Origin of the sequence: Streptomyces lanatus, assembly GCF_014655715.1 — a bacterium.
Lineage (GTDB): Bacteria > Actinomycetota > Actinomycetes > Streptomycetales > Streptomycetaceae > Streptomyces > Streptomyces lanatus.
The window spans coordinates 381541-400717 of record NZ_BNBM01000001.1 but is presented as its reverse complement, the minus strand read 5'-3'; the positions used below and the strand labels follow the sequence as shown (position 1 = coordinate 400717).

Sequence of the window (19177 nt, the reverse complement as noted above, 5' to 3'; positions counted from 1 at the left end):
CTAGCTTCCGCCGTAGCCATCAACGACCGCCCCCGACTGTGCACCGAGAGCGGAGACCCCCATGGCCACCACCCTCACCCTCAAATCAGGCACCTCCTGGGCAGACGCCTGGCAGCGCTGCCTGACCGTCGCCCCGGAGGCCTTCCGGGACGACCGAGTCCTCAACCTGTGGAACTCCACCTGGCAGGCCGACGGCCGCGCCCTGCCCGCCACCAGCCCCGTCGACGGCAGCCCCATCGCCGGCCCGCCGCGCCTGGACCAGGACACCGCCCACCAGGCCGTACGCGCCTCGCTCGACCAGCACCGCGCGTGGCGGCACATCCCGCTGGAGGAACGCCGGGCACGCGTCGCGGCGACCCTCGACGCCCTGACCCAGCACCGTGAACTGCTCGCCCTGCTGCTCGTCTGGGAGATCGGCAAGCCCTGGCGGCTCGCGCAGGCGGACGTCGACCGGGCCATCGACGGCGTGCGCTGGTACGTCGACGGCATCGAGCCGATGGTCGCAGGACGGGCCCCGCTGAACGGCCCGGTATCCAACATCGCGAGCTGGAACTACCCGATGAGCGTGCTCGTTCACGCAGTGTTGGTACAAGCACTGGCAGGCAACGCGGTCATCGCCAAGACCCCGACCGACGGCGGTGTCGCCTGTCTGACCCTGGCCTGCGCGCTGGCCGCCCGCGAGGGGATACCCGTCACCCTCGTCAGCGGCAGCGGAGGCGAGCTGTCCCAGGCGCTGGTGCGGGCGCCCGAGATCGGCTGCGTCTCCTTCGTCGGGGGCCGCGACACCGGCGCCGCGGTGGCCACGGCCGTCGCCGACCTCGGCAAACGACATGTACTCGAACAGGAGGGACTGAACACCTGGGGCATCTGGAACCACACCGACTGGGACGCGCTCACCGCGGTCATCCCCAAGCTCTTCGACTACGGCAAACAACGCTGCACGGCATACCCGCGCTTCGTCGTCCAGCGTGAGCTGTTCGACGAGTTCCTGGGGGCGTACCTCCCGGCGGTGCGCACCCTCAAGGTCGGGCACCCCCTGGCGGTCGAGCAGCACGACGACCCGTATCCGCAGCTGGACTTCGGGCCGGTGATCAACGCGGCCAAGGCCAAGGAACTCAACGACCAGGTCGCCGAGGCGATCGACCGGGGCGCCGTCCCGCTGCACCGGGGCGACGCGTCCGACGCCCGCTTCCTGCCAGGCCAGGACACCTCGGCGTACGTCCAGCCCGTCACCCTGCTGAACCCACCGCCGTCCTCGCCGCTGCATCACGCGGAACCGTTCGGCCCGGTCGACACCATCGTCCTGGTCGACACGGAGGCGGAGCTGCTGGCGGCGATGAACGCCTCCAACGGCGCGCTGGTCGCCACGCTGTCCACGGACGACCGGGCGACGTACGAGCGACTCGCACCGCAGATCCGCGCGTTCAAGGTCGGCCACGGCAAACCGCGCTCGCGCGGCGACCGTGACGAGCTGTTCGGCGGGTTCGGCGCGTCCTGGCGCGGCGCGTTCGTCGGCGGGGAGCTGCTGGTGCGCGCGGTGACGCAGGGGCCGGCGGGGGAGAGGCTGCCCGGGAACTTCCCGGAGTACCAGCTTCTTCCGTGAGCGGTGAACCCCGGGGCATCGGCCGGCCGGTGAACCGGTTAGCCGATGCCCTGCCGGTCCGGGCGCAGTGCGAACGCCCGGTCCGTCGGGTTCGGGGCGCTCTCGTCGACCGCTTGGCGGAGCAGTTCGCGATGCCGCAGCAGCGGCTCCCGCCGATCCGCGTGGGCGAGCAGCAGAAGGTCGTCCAGGCCGGCCAGCATGCGGCGTGACACCTGCGGGCTCCCGAGGGCGCACCCGCGCACCTCGGTGAACCCGAGGTCCACCAGCTCGGTCCACCCCGGCACGGGCTGCACCAGGCGCACGGTCCCGCTCCGGTCCCGGTGCAGGGCGACGTCCAGCGGTTGCCGGGTCAGCGCGGCCAGGAACTGCACGATGCGGTCCAGTGCCTGCACGGCCGTCGTCGGATCGTTGATCGCGGGCGACAGGGCACGCAGCGCGATGTCGCACAACTGCCGCAGCCCGAAACCGAGATCCTGGTGGTAGGTCCGCTCCACCCCGACCGAGGCGGTGTAACGCAGGGCGCCGAGCGGCGGGGCCGCCCCGCCGTGGACAGCCAGCAGGGGTGTGCCGGGCACCACGAAGTCCCCGATGCGCGGGATCAGCCGCAGCACGACGCCGTGTCTGCGGGCTGCCCGCACCAGCCGTGCGATGTCCACGTCCCGCAGCACCCCCGCCCGGCCCTCGTGCGGCACCCACGCCGTCGCGGAGCCGAGTTCGGGCGTGTCCGGTCCGCTCGCGGGCGGGGGCATCGAAGCGATCGCCCGGAAGGACTCCGTGGCGATCCGCGCGATCACATGGCTGATCCGCATCATCCGCAGGGTGCTGTTCACGTACAGCACGAAGAGCAGCAGGCTCAACGCGACCATGCAAAGCGTGAGGATCGACTGCACCAGGGGCAGCGTCGTCACGTCCCGGGCGTCGTCGGCGGTGTCGAAGGCGGTCAGCACCAGCAGCGTCAGCACGAAGGTGGCCAGGAAGACCGCGAAGGTGGCCTTGGTGATCCGGCTGCGGACGAAGAGCCGTACCACACGCGGCGTGAACTGCCCGCTCGCCATCTGCACGGCCACCAGCGAGATGCTGAAGACCACACCGATGAAGGTCATCATCGCCGACCCGACGGCGCTCACCACGGCCTTGGCGTCCTGCGCGAACCGCAGCAGGTCGTCGAGGGTCTCGTAGTCGCCGTCCTCCCGCAGCGCGTCCACGAGGGCCGTGTCGAGCGCCTGCGCCGCGAGCCACACCAGGAAGACAGCCACCATCGCGGCGGTCGGGGCGAACCAGAACGTGTCCCGCAGATGCTCCCTGAACGGCGACAACGCACGCGGACGCCGGCGCGCATGCGGGCTCTGCGTAACCAGCCAGTCACTCATGGTGTGACCCTAGGTGCATCGGAGCGCGAGGTCCCGGACCCCCGCCCGATGGAAGGAAACGCAGGTGAAAGGCGCTCCGAAAGCTTGGTATTGTTGTCCACGTCGCCGAGGGGAGCACCCCCGTCAAGGCGGCAGACACCTGGTCCGGGTGGCGGAATGGCAGACGCGCTAGCTTGAGGTGCTAGTGCCCTTTATCGGGCGTGGGGGTTCAAGTCCCCCCTCGGACACAGATAGGGATGATCAAGAGATCGTCCCGAAGCGTTCACGAATTACCGGTCGGGTCATGTGACTCGCCGGTATTTCGTCGTTTCTGGGGCCTCGATCCCCTTGATCGGCTCGATGAGGGGTGAGGCGGCGGCGGTCCAGGTACTGCGCCCCTCACCTGCGGAAACAGGACATGCCTGCGCGACGGCTGGTAGCCGTGGCGCAGGCATGTGGGGTTTTCAGGGGGCGGAGCGCGGCTGAGGTGTGTCACTCGCGTGGCGGAAGCTCGGCCTGCTCGGTCGGGAGCGGTCGCGCCTGGGGTGGAACGGGCTCGCCGAGTTGGGTTGCGGCGCTCTGCGAGCTGGCTTTGCGGGGCTGGATGCCCTGGTCGCGGAGGAACCGTCGGATGGCTCTGAGGTTCGCCACGAAGATGATGACGGCATTGAGCAGGGTCTGTGCGACGCGTCCGTGCGGCGGGCGGAGCTGTGGATTGTCGATGCTGTCGAGGGCGGACTTCTTGAGGTTGCCGTTGCCGCCCTCGTTCTGACTGCGCAGTCCGGACCAGGCTTCCTGCCACAGAGGGGTGAACAGGGGGTATTTCTGCCGCCACTTGGCCAACACGATGCCTGGGACGGTGATGCTCTTCCCCCTGCAGATGTCGGGGTAGACGGGGGTGTCCCGCTTGGGCCTGGAGATGGTGGGCAGGGCTGCCGGGGTACGGACAGCGGGGGCGTCGAGGTCGACGACGGTGGGTGGATGGGCGTGGCTGGGGCCGGCGGTAGCAGGTGACCGTGGCGTGGGACCCGAGGGCGGGGCACTGTCGACGCTGGTCCCCTGCGGGCCCGTACTCCTTGATCTTGGTCTGGTGTTCCTTCCGGGACTGGATCAGGTTGAGTGCGTGGGCGCGGTCCTCGTCCATGCGGCTGTCGATGTATGTGGCGCCCGCAGTGATGAGAGGGGTGGGCATCAGCGGGCAGTGAACTCGCCACCGACCAGCACGAACACTGGCACCCGGCGCGGCACGGCCCATCAGCTTTGCCGCGCTCTACGAGCAGTGGTGGTTCGCCTGCCCCGTGTGCCGCTGGCCGATGAAGGTCACCCGGCACTGTTCCCGTAAAACGGTCACTGGCAGGGTCTGCTGCTTTTACCGGCCGCACGCGGCGCTGATGGGAGCCTCCTACACTTTCAAGATCCCCGATGCCGGGAAGCCGCCGTCGCTGATCCCCGGCGCCCCGCCCCCGGCCGGAGCGGCGTCCGTCCTCGCCTCCGGCCTGCGCGGGCCCGCGCCGCAGCCGTTGCCGGCCGCCGGGTATCTCGCGCTGACGCGTGGACCGTGGCGTTACACCACCGTTCCTGGCCTCGTTGAGATCGCCTGAGCCGGCGCACCTTCGCCCGCCGCTTCAACGACGAGGTGCGCTCAGCCCCGACCGCGGGCTGATCCGGCAGTGCGTCGCCCGAGCCCGGGACCTGTTGGTGTCCAGCGACCTGTCGGTGGACCAGATCGCCGGCCGGGTCGGCATCGCCACCGGCGCCTCCCTGCGCCAGCACCTCCACGCGGCAATCGGCGTCTCCCCACAGGCGTATCGGCGTACGTTCCAGGCGGCACGCCAGGACCGGGTCGGACCTATGTCAGCCGTTCTCCACGTCGGCGGCTGTGAAGTTGTCGAGCATCGCTCCTGACGCCGAGAAAGCCCGACGGTGCCGTGACGCAGGCGCTGCGACGGCTCGGGCTTCCACCGGCACCGCGCGGTTACATGCAACAGCGGCACGTGAGGCACCGTCGCCACGAGACATGACGGGGCAGTCGTGTCAGGCCGGTTGCCAGATCTGAGCGAGTGCCGAGGCGGTGAGGAGCTGTTCGGGGTGCCCCTGTCCTGCAAGGTGGCCGTCGCGGAGCAGGAGGCAGGCGTCCGCCGAGCGTGCGGCTTCGAGGTCATGGGTGGCGTGGACGACGGTCACCCCGTCGGCGGCCAGCTCCGTCAGCAGCGCGGAGATTCGGTCTTTCGCATCGAGGTCGAGTCCCGTGGTCGGTTCGTCCAGGAGGAGCAGATCCGATTCCTGGGCGAGTCCTTGGGCGATCAGGGCGCGTTGCCGCTGTCCGCCGGACAGTTCTCCGAGTTGACGGGTGGCGAGGTCGGTGATGCCGAGCCTCTCCATGGACTGGTCCACGGTGGCGCGATCCTGTCGGGTCAGTCGGCGCCACGGTCCGCGGTCGCCCCAGCGCCCCATCTCCACTGTCTGCCTGACCGTCAGCGGCAGTACGTCGGCGACGGCGCTGCGCTGCGGAACGAACGCCGGCGGCCGGTTGCCGACGTGGTGGAGCCGGCCTGATGTGGGTTGGATCACTCCGGCAATCACTCCGAGCAGGGTCGACTTCCCGCTTCCGTTGGGGCCGACGAGTGCGGTGATCGCCAACGACGGTATTTCCGCATCGAGTTGGTGCAGAACGGGACGGCCGGGGTATCCGGCGGAAAGCTCCGTGAAGCGAACCCGGGGCGTCCCGGTCTCGGCGAGGGCGGGAGGGGGCCCCTGTGTTTTGAACATGATATTCATTATAGTCTGCTGGCATGGAGTGGTTGACGGGTCCCTTCGAGGTGACCTTCGTGCAGAGGGCGCTGTGGGGCGGGATGTTGGTGTCGGCGATCTGTGCCCTGGCCGGCACCTGGGTGGTGCTCAGGGGGATGGCCTTTCTCGGTGACGCCATGTCGCACGGGTTGCTGCCCGGAGTCGCGCTCGCCGCGCTGTTCGGCGGCAACCTGCTGCTGGGGGCGCTGCTGAGCGCGGCCGTCATGACGGCCGGCGTCACAGCCCTCGGCCGTAACCCGAGGCTGTCTCAGGACACGGGTATCGGCCTGCTGTTCGTGGGGATGCTGTCGCTCGGTGTCATCATCGTGTCGCGGTCGCAGTCCTTCGCGGTCGACCTGACCGGGTTCCTCTTCGGTGACGTCCTCGCCGTCCGCGAGCAGGACCTGGTGCTGCTGGGTGTGGCGCTGCTGCTGGCACTCGCCGTCTCGGTCCTCGGTCACCGGGCCTTCCTCGCCCTGGCCTTCGACTCACGCAAGGCCCAGACGCTCGGCTTGCGGCCCCGCCTGGCTCACGCAGTGCTGCTCGGCCTGTTGGCGCTGGCCATCGTCGCCTCCTTCCACATCGTGGGCACGCTGCTGGTGCTCGGCCTGCTCATCGCTCCGCCGGCCGCAGCGCTGCCCTGGGCGCGCAGTGTGCGGGGCGTCATGGCCCTCGCGGCGCTCCTCGGCGTCACCGCCACCTTCGGTGGCCTGCTGCTGTCCTGGCACCTGAGCACCGCGGCCGGCGCGACCGTCTCGGCCCTCGCGGTGAGCCTGTTCTTCCTCTCCCACCTGGCATCCGCTCTCCGTCACCGCCGCCGTGCGCGCCTCCTCGGCGCTCACGCCACAGCGACCGACTGAAAGAACCTGAGGCGATCCCCTTGCCTGTCCGAAACAACGTCATACCTTGGGCGCCCGCCGCACTCGTGGCGATCTCCCTGCTCACCACGAGTTGCGCGAGTCACGACGACAGCGCGTCCGCCCCGCAGGCCCCCGCCTCGGCCTCCGCTCCGCACGGTTACGTCGAGGGTGCTCAGGAGAAGGCCGAGCAGCAGTCGCGGCTGCTGCTGAACGACCCGGTCACCGGCGACACACGGGTACTCGATCTGATCACCGGGAAGACGCACAAGGTGTCCCGGACTTCGGGCACCACCGAACTCACCACCGACGGCCGCTTCGGCTACTTCCACACCGCGGGCAGCACGCGCGTCCTGGACAGCGGCGCATGGATGGTGGACCACGGCGACCACGTCCACTACTACAGCGCGGCGATACGTGACGTGGGCCGGGTGCCCGGAGGCCCGGGCACCCGTGTCCGCAGCGATGCCGCCGTCACGGCGGTGACCGACGAGGACGGCCGCGCCAGGATCTACCGCCGGGCCGCTCTGGAGAAGGGCAAGGTCGGCTCCGCCCGCCCGCTTCCCGGGACGCACGCGGGGGTTGTCGTGCCGTACGCGGAGCACCTGCTCGGCGTCACGGACGACGGGAAGGTCGCGGTGTACGACCGCGAGGGCCGGCGGACCGCGTCGCCGGACGCCCGGTGCGAGGAGGTGCGGGGCGACGCCGTCACCCGGCGCGGAGTCGTCCTCGGGTGCGCCGACGGTGCGCTGCTCGTCCGTGAGGACGACGGCAGGTTCACGGCCGAGAAGATCCCGTACGGCAGCGACGTACCCGAAACGGAGCGGGCCACGGCTTTCCGGCACCGGCCCGGCAGCGACACGCTCACGGCGCCGGCCGGGGATGGGGCCGTTTGGGTCCTGGACGTCACCGAGCGTACGTGGACGCGGGTGCGGACCGGTTCCGTCGTCTCCGCCAACACCGCCGGTGAGGGCTCCGTCCTGATCGTCCTGGAGACCGACGGAGCAGTCCACGGCTACGACATCGCCACCGGCAAGCAGGTCTCCAGGACGAAGCCGCTTCTGACGGGCGCCCCCGAGACCGGTGGCGACGGGGACGCGGGACCGGTCATCGAGGTCGACCGCAGCCGCGCCTACCTCAACGACTCCAAGGGCAAACGCGTGTACGAGATCGACTACAACGACAACCTGCGCATCGCGCGCACCTTCGACCTGGACATCGAGCCGGCCCTGATGGTGGAGACCGGACGATGACCACACGGACGCGAGGGTCGCGGCGGACGCGCACCCTCCTGCTGGTCCTGCTCACCCTCGCCCTGGCCGGTGCCGGCACCGGCTGTACGAGCCGCGACGACCGGCCCCGGGTGGTGGTGACGACCAACATCCTGGGCGACATCACCCAGGAGATCGTGGGGGACGAGGCCGATGTGACCGTGCTGATGAAGCCGAACGCCGACCCGCACTCCTTCGGCCTGTCGGCCGTGCAGGCCGCCGAGTTGGAGCGTGCCGACCTGGTCGTCTTCAACGGGCTGGGTCTGGAGGAGAACGTACTGCGGCATGTGGACGCCGCCCGCGAGGCAGGCGTGGCCACCTTCGAGGCCGGCAAGGCGGTGGACCCCCTCACCTTCCAGACGTATGACGACGGCGGCCCCGAGGAGGAGGCCGGGCAGCCCGATCCGCACTTCTGGACCGACCCCGACCGCGTTCGCAAGGCCGTGGGCATGATCGCCGACCAGGTGATCGAGCACGTGGACGGGGTGGACGAGAAGGCGGTCCGCGCCAATGCCGACCGCTACGACGGCCGACTCGCCGACCTGGCCGCCTGGATGGAGAAGTCCTTCGACCGCATACCCGAACAGCGGCGGGCGTTGGTGACCAACCACCACGTCTTCGGCTACCTCGCCGAACGTTTCGGTTTCCGCGTGATCGGTGCGGTCATCCCGAGCGGTACGACGCTGGCCTCGCCCAGCTCCTCCGACCTGCGCTCGCTCACCCAGGCGATGCGCAAGGCCGGCGTACCCACCGTGTTCGCGGACTCCTCCCAGCCCAAGCGGCTGGCCGAGGTCCTGCGCACCGAGCTGGACGGTCAGGTGCGCGTCGTCGAGCTCTACTCCGAGTCCCTGACCGAGAAGGGCAAGGGCGCCGGCACCTACCTGCAGATGATGCGCGCCAACACCACCGCCATGACCGACGGCCTGACCGGCGCCTGAACCAGAGCCCCTGACGTGCACACCGGCCGACGGCCGCTCACGCACACCCGTACCCACTGCCGCGCCCGCGCGGCACAGAAAGGAACACCCCGGTGAACAAGCCGATACGCAACAGAGCCTTCACGGGCACAGCCCTCGCCCTGGCAGTCTCCGCGGTCCTGACCGCCTGCGGAGGGGAGGACAGCTCCTCGTCCGACACGCAGGCCAAGAACGCGCCGGGCACCAAGGCCGTGGCGGTCAAGGACCCGCTGGTCGCCACGTTCGACGGCGGCCTGTACGTCCTGGACGGCGAAAGCCTGAAGCTGGCCAACACGATCGAGCTGCCCGGCTTCAACCGCCTCAACCCCGCCGGCGACGACTCCCACGTCATCGTCTCCACCGACTCCGGATTCCGCGTCCTGAACGCCGCCGAACAGACCTTCACCGGCGTCGAGTACAAGGGCGCCAAGCCCGGCCACGTCGTCCAGCACGCCGGCAAGACGGTCCTGTTCACCGACGGCACCGGCGAGGTCAACGTCTTCGACCCCGCCGACCTCAAGGGCGGCAAGAAGCCGGAAGGCCGCGCCTACACCTCCGCCGAACCGCACCACGGCGTCGCCATCGAACTGACCAACGGCGAACTCCTCACCACCCTCGGCACCGAGGAGAAGCGCACCGGCGCCCTCGTCCTGGACAAGAACAACAAGGAGATCAAGCGCAACGAGAACTGCCCCGGCGTCCACGGCGAGGCCGCCGCCAAGGGTGAGGTCGTCGGCATCGGCTGCGAGGACGGCCTCCTGATCTACAAGGACGGCAAGTTCACCAAGGTCGACGCTCCCGACGACTACGGCCGCATCGGAAACCAGCGCGGTAGCGACGCATCCACCATCCTCCTGGGCGACTACAAGACCGACCCGGAGGCCGAACTGGAGCGGCCGACCCGCATCTCCCTCATCGACACCGAGACCGGGAAACTGCGCCTGGTCGACCTGGGCACCAGCTACTCCTTCCGCTCGCTCGGCCGCGGACCCCACGGCGAGGCCCTTCTCCTCGGCACCAACGGCACCCTCCACGTCATCGACCCGGAGACCGGCAAGGTCGACAAGAAGATCCCCGTCGTGGACGACTGGCAGGAGCCGCTGGACTGGCAGCAGCCCCGGCCCACCCTCTTCGTCCGCGACAACACCGCGTACGTCTCCGAGCCGGGCAAGCGCCAACTGCACGCCATCGACATCGAATCGGGCAAGAAGATCACGTCCGTGACCCTGCCGAAGAGCACCAACGAACTGTCCGGCGTCGTCGCCGGCCACTGATCCTCCGCCCCCGGCGAGGCCGTCCCGCCCGGGCCGGGTCCGGCCGCGGGTCTACGACGGCCATGCCGGCGCGCCACGGCCTCGCCTTGGGCGGCTGGCCGGGGGAGAGGTGACCGTCAAGGGCGGACCGGACGGCGGGCCGGTCAGCGCATCGGGTACGTGCCCCACGAGTTGGCCTGGGGCTCCCCATCGACATCGCGGGCGCGGTCCTCACCGGCCGTACCCGGCAGATGGGCCAGCTACGCCGCCCGGGCGCGACGGACTGAGCGGCGGTGGACGAGGCCCTGGATCTGACCGGGGCTCACCGCGCTGCGGCGACGCCCCGTCGGCGAGCTCTCCGGCGGCCGGAGGCAGCGGTCCTGGTGGCCCGTGCGCCGGCCGCCGGCCCGCGCATCCTGCTCCAGGACGAGCCGTTCACCGGAGCCGACGTCCCAGGAGATGTTGAACGAGCTGTTCGGCCGACTGGCCGCGGAAAACAGGGCACTGCTGATGACCACCCACGACCTGGCGGGCGCCGCCCGCACCTGCCACCAGGTGGTGCTGATGAACCGCACGGTCGTGGCCGAGGGCGGCCCCGAACTCCTCGCCGACCCCGACCAGGCGCTGCGGGCCTCCGGCCTCGACCGCGTGATCGGCACGGTGACCGCATCATGAGCGGACCTGCTGAACTTCCTCCCGGACCTGTGGCACCTGCCGTCCATGCAGCGGGCTCGGCTCTGGCACAACTGGGCCGGCGCGCTCCGCACCGGCGGAGCGCTGATCATGGAGTCGCAGCACCCCAGACGGTTCGGCCCCGTGCATTGTCCGCCCTGTCGCCGGGCATCGCCGGCGCCACTTTACGGGTGGACAGTTCAGCAGACGACAGACGGTCGTTGCGGGACATCAAGAGATGAGTCTCGCAACGACCGTCAGCCCGATGGCGATACCGCGGCTACTGCGCCGAGGCGGCGGAAGTGGGTGGGCTACCTGGTCTTGAAGCGGTCCGGACGCACGAAGTCCAGGCCGTCGATGGTCTGTTTGCCGAGAGCCTCGTGCGCGGCGATGTGGCCGTAGCCGGTGGCCATCTTGAAGCCTTTTCCGGAGAATCCGGTGGCGCAGTAGACCCTGCTGTTCTCGTTCAGCCAGCCGAGGAGGGGATGCCTGTCCTCGGTGAAAAGGTCGGGGAAGGCGTCGGAGCGCACGATGGTGGGGGTCAGACCGGGAAAGAATTCGGTGACGATATCGGTGACCTTCTCGACTTCTTCCCGGGTGAGTTCCCTTGGCACGGAGTCCGGGTCCGGGGTTTCCCTTCCGCGTCCGTCCAGCGGTCCGTCCACCGATGCCTTGACCGTCACGCCATCGACGGCGGGTGCGCCGTACAGGGAGCGATCGCCGTACAGCCGGCTGAAGACGGGGAATTTCTCCGGCGAGAACTGCATGCCGTCCTGGGCGATGAACCAGGTCAGGACGATCCGATGGGTTTCCGTGACGGCCTTGAGGTGGTCGGGCATGAGCCTTCGGGACCAGCCGCCCGAGGCGACGATGACCTTTTCGAACGTCCAGGTTCTGTCGCCCGAGGTGACGACCACGCCGTGGTCGGTTTCGGTGATGCTGTCCACGGGTGTGTTCTGAAGGACGGTGGCGCCGTTCGCCCGGGCCGCCGCGACGGCGGCACTGACGGCGCGGTCGGTGCGTAGGACGCCGGCGCGGGGGTCATAGACGGCGCAGTCGTCGGGGCGGAGGTTGTGCTGGGGGTAGCGGTCCGCCATCTCCTCCCGGCTGAGGACGCAGTGCTCGGCTCCGGTGATGCGCGTTGCTTCGAGGAGGCTGGTGATGAAGCTGCCGTTCGCCGTCCCGATGGACAGGCCCCCGGTAACCGTGAGGATTTCCTGCCCGGTTTCCGCTTCGAGGTCGGCCCACAGGCCGCGGGAGCGCTCGATGATGGGGTAGTAGTCGGGCTTCCCGAGGTAGACCATGCGGAACAGGCGGGTGTCCCCGCCCACGGCACTGCGGCCGTGGGCCGGGGTGGCGGCCTCGAAGCCCACTACCGAGTCGGACAGCCGGGAGGCCTGCCACAGGGCCATGCTTCCGATGCTGCCCAAGCCGATGACTGCGAGCTTTGCGTCCATGAGAGCAGTTTCCTTTTCGTCTACTCGTGAAGTCCGGCGAGTCGGCTGCCGAATCTGGCCAGCAGTGAGGTGGTGCTGGAACCCCTGCGCTCTTCCCACCGGTCGGCAATGCCGAAGAGCCGGTACATGGCGTGAACGCCCAGCCAGCGGATGGGTTCCGGTTCCCACTTCGGTGCCCGGTAGCCGACCCAGGGAAGGGTGGTCCGCTCGGTTTCCATCTCGAAGGCGAGCTCCACGAGAGTCCTGCCGCCGACGTAGGCCGACGTGACACCGTGTCCCGCGTAGCCGGTGGACGAGCCGATCCCGGATGCCGGGTCCCAGTGCACGCCGCCGTTCCAGTCACGCGTGACGCCCAGGACGCCCGACCAGGCGTGGTCCACCTCAAAGGGAATGCCCGGGAAGAAGGAACTGAGCTTCTGCGAGATCAGGTCAATGGTGGACTGGGCGGTCGCACCGGCTCCTCCCGTGCCGGACCCGAACCGGTAGGGGACACCGCGGCCCCCCATGGCGATACGGCCGTCCGCCGTCCGCTGGGCGTAGATGAAGGTGTGCGCGGAGTCGTTGAGGCACTGGGGCCCGTCCCAGCCGATCTCCTGCCATGCCTCCTCCGGCAGGGGCTTGGTCACGATCATCGAGGAATTGACAGGGATCAGGGTCCGGCTGCCCAGCAGCTGTCCCGAATAGCCTTCGGTGCAGATGAACGTCTTGGCCGCGGTGACGCGTCCGTTGGCCAGGCTGAGGTTCTTGCCCTCGACACTGTCCACTCGGCTGCCCTCGTAGATCTGGACCCCCATGGAGGTCAGGGTGTCGGCGAGGCCGTAGACGAGTTTCGCGGGGTGGAGCCGCGCGCAGTGCTTGTAGAAGAGCCCGCCGTGGACGGTGGAGATGTCGATCCGGCTGCGGAACTCGTCCCGGTCGAGCATGTGGACTTCGTCGTCGGTCAGCCCGTACTTCAGGTCGGCATCACGCCTGGCGACAAGCCGGCCCAGCCCCGCCCGAGTGTGGGCGGCGACGAGCGCGCCACTCTTGTGCTGATCGGCATCGATGCCCTCGGCCTGGAGGATGTCCAGGACGGCGTCGACACCGGCGACGAATTCCTGCTGCAGCGCCCGGCTGGCTTCCAACCCGCCTCCGGCGCGGGCGAAGGTGGCACGGTTTCCCGGGGGCATTGCCGAGAGCCAGCCACCGTTGCGTCCTGATGCGCCGTAGCCCACCTGCTCGGCCTCGAAGACCGCGACCGAGAGAGACGGTTCGAGCTTCTTGGCGAAGTACGCCGCCCACAGGCCGGTGTAGCCGCCGCCGACAATGGCCACGTCGACGGAGTCCTGGCCGGTGAAACGGGGGAACGAGGGCTTCTTGTCGGCGAGTTGGGCCACCCAGAAGCCGAGCTCTCCGTTTCGGGGTGGTGCCGCCAGGGCGTTCATGTGCGTCCTTCTTCTGTGTCTGGGAACCGCGTGGGCCGGTGCTGGAAGGCGGTGTAGCGGCCGTCGGCGGAGGAGGGTTGTCCCGGTGATGGACGGGGACTCCGACGATGCGAGGAAGAGGACGATGCGGCGAAGCACTGCATACGGTCGATGTTGTCCTGCATCACGTCGGCCGGCACGATCGGCGCCGGGTGTCATTCGCTCGACGAGGGTGTCGGGTGCCTGCTTCACTGGCCGCGTTGGCGACGTTCGACTGCTCGCCGAAGTCCGGCGTGCCGGCCACCAGGACCAGCGTCTGTACGATCCGGACCGGTCCAGATCACGTCCCGGCCGACAACGCCCTCACTCAGCGGCTCACTGTCCCGGAAGGCAGTCGGCCCGAGATATCGGTGACTGAGCCCGCAACCCGGTGCTGCACGAAGTACGTGTTGCGGGCGATGACGGGTGGCTCCAGTCCTCAGTTCTCCGCTCAGGTGTCAGGGACGCGGGAGGCCGAAGAGGACGGGGAGGTCGGCGATGTCGGTGATCCGCTCGTAGCCCAGCCAGTGCTCGTCGTGCTCCCAGCCGCGGTCCATGTACACCTTGTTCTTGATGCCCATGATGGCCGCGGAGCGATGGTCATACATCGGGCTCGCGGAGACGTGCACGAGCTCGTCGGGTGTCACACCGAGCTTGTCAAACATGTACTCGAACGCGCGGAGTCGCGGCTTGTAGACGCCCATCTCCTCGGCGCTGATGACGACCTCGAACGGGGCCTTGAGGTTCTCCGCGAGGCGCACGGCGTGCGCGGTGTCGCTGTTCGTGATGATGACCAGCGGGACTTCCTCGGCCAGGCGGTTCAGCGCCTCGGTGACACCCGGGTACGGGCCCCAGGTGGGGATACGGTCGTACACCGCACGCGCTTCGTCCTCGCGGTACTCGAGACCGACCTTGTGCAGAGCGCGTTCCATGGAACGAGCGACGACCTGGTGGAACGGCTGGTAGGCGCCCGTGCACTCGTCGATCCGGTACGCCTTGCAGATCCGCAGGAACTCATCGGCGACCTCGGCCGGCAGCCGGTCGCCCAGGACCTCACGCATCGTGTCGTTGATGCTGAACTTGATCAGTGTGCCGTTCATGTCGAACGTCGCGAACTTGGGCTTGATGTCGAATCCCACTGGTCCTCCTAGTGCTTCAGCGGAGCAGCTTGGCGCTCTGGTCGATTGTCGACCATCTGTTGGTCGATTGTCGACCAGGTGATTTGGAATGTCAACGCCTAGCTCATGGCCAGTCGGCGCTCCCTCGAACCGCTGTCCCGCCCCTGTTCCTCGGTGCCCCTCTCCACCATGGTCATGAGGCTCCCTTTTCTTGTCTGGTAACCAGACGTCGTGTCAGCTGGTGAGCCTGCGGTGGCTGAGCAGGGCTGCGGTGATGCCGTCCGTAGGCCAGGAGGTGTTCGGCTGCTTTGCCCTGCGCTCGTGGCGGCGGTGCCAGGGCGGAGGCCGGCGAGCCAGGACACTGTCCTCTCGGCGTCCGGAGGCACGAAGGTGCTGCGTCGCACATCCTGTGCACCGCCGAGCTACGGACCGCCGCGCTCCCTCGGTCGGCTGCAGGCGTCTTGGCGGCTGCCCCAGTGTCACCGCGACCCGTGAGCTGGGAGGGGCACGGCACGGCTGTGATTCAGGAAGCTCCGTGCCCGAGGACCAACTTGAGCGTGGATGCCAAAAACCAAGCGGAGGTATAGTCGACAAACGACCAAATGGTCGACAGGCGCCGACGGAGGGCAACGGGGTGGACCACAAGTTCGAGTGGCAGGAGCAGCGGATGACGACGCCGGACGGCGTCTACCGCACACTGCGTGCCGCCATCCTCGATGGGACCGTACCTCCCGGTGGCCAACTGCGCGAGGCGCACATCGCCACGGATCTCGGGATCAGCCGGTCCCCGCTGCGCGAGGCGCTGACCAAGCTGGAGGAGGAAGGGCTCGTCGTAAAGATCCCTTACCGCGGGGCGTTCGTCGTAGAGGTGAGCGCTCGCGAGGTCGCCGAGATCGACTCGGTCCGGCTACGTGTCGAGCCCTACGCCGCCGAACTCTCGGCCGAAGCATTGCGCGGTCCTGAGCGGCCTCAGCTGCTGCAGACCGTCGAGGATCTCCGCCGGGCAATGGAGAAGGACGACATCCCGGCCAGTATCGACGCACACCTTCGCTTCCACAGGCTCTTCTACGATCTCTCGGGGCACGGCATCCTGCAGAGTCTCTGGAACGGCTGGGAGACCAAGCTGCGCCTCTACCTCAGTGTCGATCACCGCACTTACAGCGACAACCCGCATCAATTGGTCGTCGAGCACGAGAGGTTGGCCACCGTTGCCCTGGAAGGCGACACCGACGCGTTCCGTCAGGAACTGGCCGCCCATTTCCCCATGGGACTGCGAGCCCAGCCGGGAGACCAAGGGGAACACGCGCACCGGCATGCATGAGGCCATGCAGCCTGCGTGAAGTGTCCAAAGGCAACCTCATTCAGCGGGGTGGACGCGAAGCAGTACGGCTCGGTGCGCTGGTGCCGTCCAGCCAGGTCACCGTCATCACCGGTTCCGCCACCCGCTCGGACGTCACCTGGCTGCGGGTCACCACGGCGATCTTGACCTGCCACAGCAGGTCGGCGCCCGTCGCCGCGGCTGCGAGTCACGGTGGAGATCCGGAACAGCTCCGGTCCGCCGGCAGCGGCATGCCCGCCGGCAGGGCTGTCGGCAGACGGCTGGCGAGCTTCTGCTCGCTGGCGAACCGCGCCGAGCGCGGCATGGACCACTGCACGGGTGGTCGGCACGGCTCCTGAAGCCGCGGGCGACACGTCGGTGAGGCTCGATGAAGCCGCTGGAGTCTTGATGGCCGTGTCAAAGAAGTGTGTCTGTCGCCGGTGCTGTCAGGCGTCGGTGTCGGCGGCCGCTTCGAGCAGTGCCAGGGCGTGGTTGTGGAACCGGCGTTCGGCATCGCGGCATGGGGCGTTGAAGAAGGCTCGCTGAGCTTCGGCAAGATCGCAGTTCAAGAGCCCCATGGTCACGACTGTGGCTTCCACGCCGTGGCAGCCGTTGTCTTTGAGGAACTGCTGGAGTGCGTCCGTGTCGCCGGTCGACTCCCAGACGGGCCGGGCGGTTTCCTGCATGGCTGCGATGCGCGCTGATCGTTCTGCGTCGAAGCTCACTGGACCCGCCTCTCTGGGATGGGTCCGCAGACTATCGCCGGTGGTGGGGCGCGTTGGTCCATTAAGCGGCGCGAGGCAATGGTGGGCGCAGGGTGAAGGGCCTTGGAGTCGCACCCCGGCAGCGCCATCCGCGCCGTGCCGACGTTCAACGGGCGACGCCGCCTGGAGCGCGGGTCGCGAGGCGCGGGGACGCTGACCGGGCCGCCGTACCTCTGAACAGCGAACGCTGACTGATAGTCAGGTCAAGCTGCTTCACTGCTTCGCTGCATCACGCACTGGCCATACGATCGCGATCGAGTCTCAGTCTTGACAAAGTCTAAACTAGGCCATACTTTTCAAGCTCCTTGAGTGGGTGTGCGTGGCCTGGGTGGGTTTGTTCACGTTGGTTGGCCGCCACACCTGGCCCCTGCTGAAATCGGAGTTGGACATGAGGTGCTACGACTGCCTCCAGGAGGCCCGCAGCGACACCACCGGCATCGGAGTGTGCTCGCGTTGCGGCTTGGCCACCTGCGAGAACCACGCTCGCGTACGTCAGGTACAGATCACCCGCCAGGTCGGCATGGGTGCTGCATACGGCCGCATCCCTGCACGCAGGGTCGTATGCCACACCTGCGACATGGCCGAGACGGCCCACTGACCCGCATGGTGCGCTTATCGCACCGCATCTTCGGTCGTCGAATGCGCGCTGTCTGTTCGTGCGCCCGTTCTTGGCCTGCCCGGACGCCGTCCCGGATCACTGGCGCGGCGTCCGGGCCTCAGTCGTGCCCATGGTCATTGCGTCACGCTGGAGGCGCAACCGCGGACGACAAGAGGTCGCAGGAGCAGAACGAGAACGGATCAATCGCCGGGTGGCCAGGACGTCAACTGCAGCGAGGGCCGGGCGCGCCCCTTGGGTCGGGGGACTTCCAGGGCTGCGTGATCGACGAGGCCGCGACCACCCGATAAGGATCTGTGCCCGGACTGCCGGGCGGACACCCACTGACCGCCGGGCGGTCCGAGCTGTCGCATGCTGCAACTCGGACCGCCGGATGCCGGCGCCTGTGCTGTCGTGATCGACCCTCCACGATGTCCCCACCGACGGTCATTCCGGCGTGTCCTGGGGGCAGGGACGGTCGTGGAGTCCACGCTGACCAGGCACAACTCCGCCTTGCCCTGGCGGGTGACTTCGGCGATCAGGCCTTCCCGTATCGCGGTGAAGGGACCGGCGCCCCCCCGACCTGCAAGCGCCCGTAGGCGGTCGGCCAGTCCCGGACGCGCCTGCCATCTCACGCCGCTGCGTGCTTGCCCTGAACCGCCGCATCGCGCCGTCGAGCTGATTCCGCAGTCGCTCAGGGTAGGGCCGTACTCGCCCGTCGGCCGGAACGGTGCGGTCAACTTCCACTGTTCGTCGGAGAGTTGCATCAGCGTCACGGTCGTCTTCCTGCCGGATCCGCCTGCCTGCCTGCCGGATCCGGATCGGCTCGACCATCCGTGTCAACCGCTCGACATGATCGTCCACGCCGAACCTGATGAGATCGGTGGGCCGGGTCGCGACGTCGACCGCCGCTTCCGGCGGCGCCGGGCGGAGCTGCACGTGGCGCTCCGAGGTCGCACTCGGGGCTGAAGTCCGTATTGACAGTGCTCGACGGGCACCCATATGGTCGACAAACGACAATACGGTGGCAGTTTTAAGTCACCATATGGTGCTTTGTCGCCACTGTTACTCGAGAGGAGAACCGAGTGCAGATGATCAAGATGCATACGATGCAGGTTCTTATAGGGAACTGTGTTGGTTTGTGCCCTGCTCTGTTCGCGGAGGGGGCGCGATGAGCCAGTCCGTGACTTCGGCAGCGAACACCGACTCGGCTTCCGATCGGCTTCAGGCGTTGGGTCTGGCCCTTCCCGAGCTCCGTGACAACCCGTACTACGTGCACCACCGGAGTGTGGATTCCAGCATCTACATCTCGGGCCAACTGCCTTACCAGGACGGCTGGCTGCTGGGGCAGGGCACTGTCGGCAGGGACGTCGAGCTGGAGACGGCCAAGGAGCTCGCGCGCCATGCCGCGCTCAACTGCCTCGCCGCCGCTGTGCAGGCGGTGGGCGATCTGGACCGGGTCCGGATCGTGCAGATGCTGGTCTTCGTGGCCAGTACACCGGACTTCGGTGAGCAGTCGAACGTCGCCAGCGCGGCCAGTGACCTGCTCATCGAGGTGCTGGGCGAGAACGGACGGCACGCTCGCACCGCGATCGGTGTCGCCGGGTTGCCGCTCAACAGTCCGGTCGAGATCCAGATGGTCTGCACCGCTGTGTAGGGCGGGCCCGACGGCGGTGTACGCAAGTGCGCGCGACATCGCGGGCCGTGCACGTTCGGCATCCAGAGGGAGTCA

The 19177-nt window shown here is 68.5% G+C and carries 18 protein-coding genes, 1 tRNA gene and 1 pseudogene; 13 read left to right on the top strand and 7 right to left on the bottom strand.

Going from position 1 to position 19177, the window contains the following annotated elements; genetic code table 11:
* Positions 1 to 61 precede the first annotated feature (61 nt).
* Positions 62 to 1603 carry an aldehyde dehydrogenase family protein gene (locus IE325_RS01760; protein WP_190067823.1) on the top strand — a complete coding sequence of 514 codons (1542 nt, stop codon included), beginning with the start codon at positions 62 to 64 and terminating at the stop codon, positions 1601 to 1603.
* 38 nt (positions 1604 to 1641) lie between these two features.
* Here IE325_RS01760 and IE325_RS01755 read toward each other — a convergent pair whose 3' ends face one another.
* Positions 1642 to 2973 carry a DUF2254 domain-containing protein gene (locus IE325_RS01755; RefSeq protein WP_190067822.1) on the bottom strand — a complete coding sequence of 444 codons (1332 nt, stop codon included), beginning with the start codon at positions 2971 to 2973 and terminating at the stop codon, positions 1642 to 1644.
* A gap of 142 nt (positions 2974 to 3115) precedes the next feature.
* Between IE325_RS01755 and IE325_RS01750 the strand changes: the two genes are divergently transcribed.
* Positions 3116 to 3200 (top strand) — tRNA-Leu (locus IE325_RS01750).
* Between the two features lie 244 nt (positions 3201 to 3444).
* Here IE325_RS01750 and IE325_RS01745 read toward each other — a convergent pair.
* On the bottom strand, positions 3445 to 3798 hold the full coding sequence (locus IE325_RS01745; protein WP_190067821.1) for a hypothetical protein: 354 nt from the start codon (positions 3796 to 3798) through the stop codon (positions 3445 to 3447).
* Positions 3799 to 4343: 545 nt separating this feature from the next.
* Here IE325_RS01745 and IE325_RS01740 point away from each other — a divergent pair.
* Entirely contained in the window at positions 4344 to 4553 is a 210-nt protein-coding gene (locus IE325_RS01740) for a hypothetical protein (protein ID WP_190067820.1), read from the top strand.
* A pseudogene (locus tag IE325_RS01735) lies at positions 4547 to 4857 on the top strand (helix-turn-helix domain-containing protein); the annotation flags it as partial. The gene IE325_RS01740 and the pseudogene IE325_RS01735, both read left to right, overlap by 7 nt.
* A gap of 129 nt (positions 4858 to 4986) precedes the next feature.
* On the opposite strand, the gene aztA reads toward IE325_RS01735, so the two are convergent.
* Positions 4987 to 5730, bottom strand: a complete 744-nt coding sequence (gene aztA / locus IE325_RS01730; protein ID WP_373315070.1) for a zinc ABC transporter ATP-binding protein AztA — start codon at positions 5728 to 5730, stop codon at positions 4987 to 4989.
* A gap of 14 nt (positions 5731 to 5744) precedes the next feature.
* Here aztA and aztB point away from each other — a divergent pair, with 14 nt between their 5' ends.
* The 5 genes from aztB (at position 5745) to IE325_RS01705 (ending at position 10754) form a co-directional block, all read left to right on the top strand.
* Positions 5745 to 6602: a zinc ABC transporter permease AztB gene (aztB, locus tag IE325_RS01725; RefSeq protein ID WP_003997240.1), complete on the top strand. Its 858-nt coding sequence runs from the start codon at positions 5745 to 5747 to the stop codon at positions 6600 to 6602.
* A 20-nt stretch (positions 6603 to 6622) separates the two neighbouring features.
* A complete protein-coding gene (locus tag IE325_RS01720; protein WP_190067818.1) occupies positions 6623 to 7852 on the top strand; it encodes a PQQ-binding-like beta-propeller repeat protein in 1230 nt (409 codons plus the stop codon).
* Positions 7849 to 8808 carry a zinc ABC transporter substrate-binding protein AztC gene (gene aztC / locus IE325_RS01715; protein ID WP_190067817.1) on the top strand — a complete coding sequence of 320 codons (960 nt, stop codon included), beginning with the start codon at positions 7849 to 7851 and terminating at the stop codon, positions 8806 to 8808. The genes IE325_RS01720 and aztC overlap by 4 nt, the downstream gene beginning before the upstream one ends.
* 92 nt (positions 8809 to 8900) lie before the next feature.
* A complete protein-coding gene (gene aztD, locus IE325_RS01710) occupies positions 8901 to 10100 on the top strand; it encodes a zinc metallochaperone AztD (protein WP_190067816.1) in 1200 nt (399 codons plus the stop codon).
* A 438-nt stretch (positions 10101 to 10538) separates the two neighbouring features.
* Positions 10539 to 10754 carry a hypothetical protein gene (locus tag IE325_RS01705; RefSeq protein ID WP_190067815.1) on the top strand — a complete coding sequence of 72 codons (216 nt, stop codon included), beginning with the start codon at positions 10539 to 10541 and terminating at the stop codon, positions 10752 to 10754.
* A 308-nt stretch (positions 10755 to 11062) separates the two neighbouring features.
* Here IE325_RS01705 and solA read toward each other — a convergent pair whose 3' ends face one another.
* From solA to IE325_RS01690, 3 genes are all read right to left on the bottom strand, one after another.
* Positions 11063 to 12208, bottom strand: coding sequence for an N-methyl-L-tryptophan oxidase (gene solA, locus IE325_RS01700; RefSeq protein ID WP_190067814.1), 1146 nt, complete (start codon positions 12206 to 12208; stop codon positions 11063 to 11065).
* A gap of 20 nt (positions 12209 to 12228) precedes the next feature.
* Positions 12229 to 13632, bottom strand: coding sequence for an NAD(P)/FAD-dependent oxidoreductase (locus IE325_RS01695; RefSeq protein WP_229911614.1), 1404 nt, complete (start codon positions 13630 to 13632; stop codon positions 12229 to 12231).
* Positions 13633 to 14108: 476 nt separating this feature from the next.
* Entirely contained in the window at positions 14109 to 14789 is a 681-nt protein-coding gene (locus IE325_RS01690) for a haloacid dehalogenase type II (RefSeq protein ID WP_190067813.1), read from the bottom strand.
* Between the two features lie 613 nt (positions 14790 to 15402).
* Between IE325_RS01690 and IE325_RS01685 the strand changes: the two genes are divergently transcribed.
* Both IE325_RS01685 and IE325_RS01680 read left to right on the top strand, forming a co-directional pair.
* A complete protein-coding gene (locus tag IE325_RS01685) occupies positions 15403 to 16089 on the top strand; it encodes a GntR family transcriptional regulator (RefSeq protein WP_048584588.1) in 687 nt (228 codons plus the stop codon).
* A gap of 20 nt (positions 16090 to 16109) precedes the next feature.
* On the top strand, positions 16110 to 16445 hold the full coding sequence (locus tag IE325_RS01680; protein ID WP_190067812.1) for a hypothetical protein: 336 nt from the start codon (positions 16110 to 16112) through the stop codon (positions 16443 to 16445).
* A gap of 87 nt (positions 16446 to 16532) precedes the next feature.
* On the opposite strand, the gene IE325_RS01675 is transcribed toward IE325_RS01680, so the two are convergent.
* Positions 16533 to 16811 (bottom strand): hypothetical protein, encoded by a 279-nt coding sequence (locus IE325_RS01675; RefSeq protein ID WP_190067811.1) that lies wholly within the window; start codon positions 16809 to 16811, stop codon positions 16533 to 16535.
* A gap of 427 nt (positions 16812 to 17238) precedes the next feature.
* Between IE325_RS01675 and IE325_RS46955 the strand changes: the two genes are divergently transcribed.
* Both IE325_RS46955 and IE325_RS01665 read left to right on the top strand, forming a co-directional pair.
* Positions 17239 to 17448, top strand: a complete 210-nt coding sequence (locus IE325_RS46955; protein ID WP_063776924.1) for a DUF2180 family protein — start codon at positions 17239 to 17241, stop codon at positions 17446 to 17448.
* Positions 17449 to 18628: 1180 nt separating this feature from the next.
* The gene (locus IE325_RS01665) at positions 18629 to 19102 is read left to right on the top strand and encodes a RidA family protein (RefSeq protein ID WP_229911613.1); all 474 of its coding nucleotides are present in this window, start codon (positions 18629 to 18631) and stop codon (positions 19100 to 19102) included.
* Positions 19103 to 19177 lie beyond the last annotated feature (75 nt).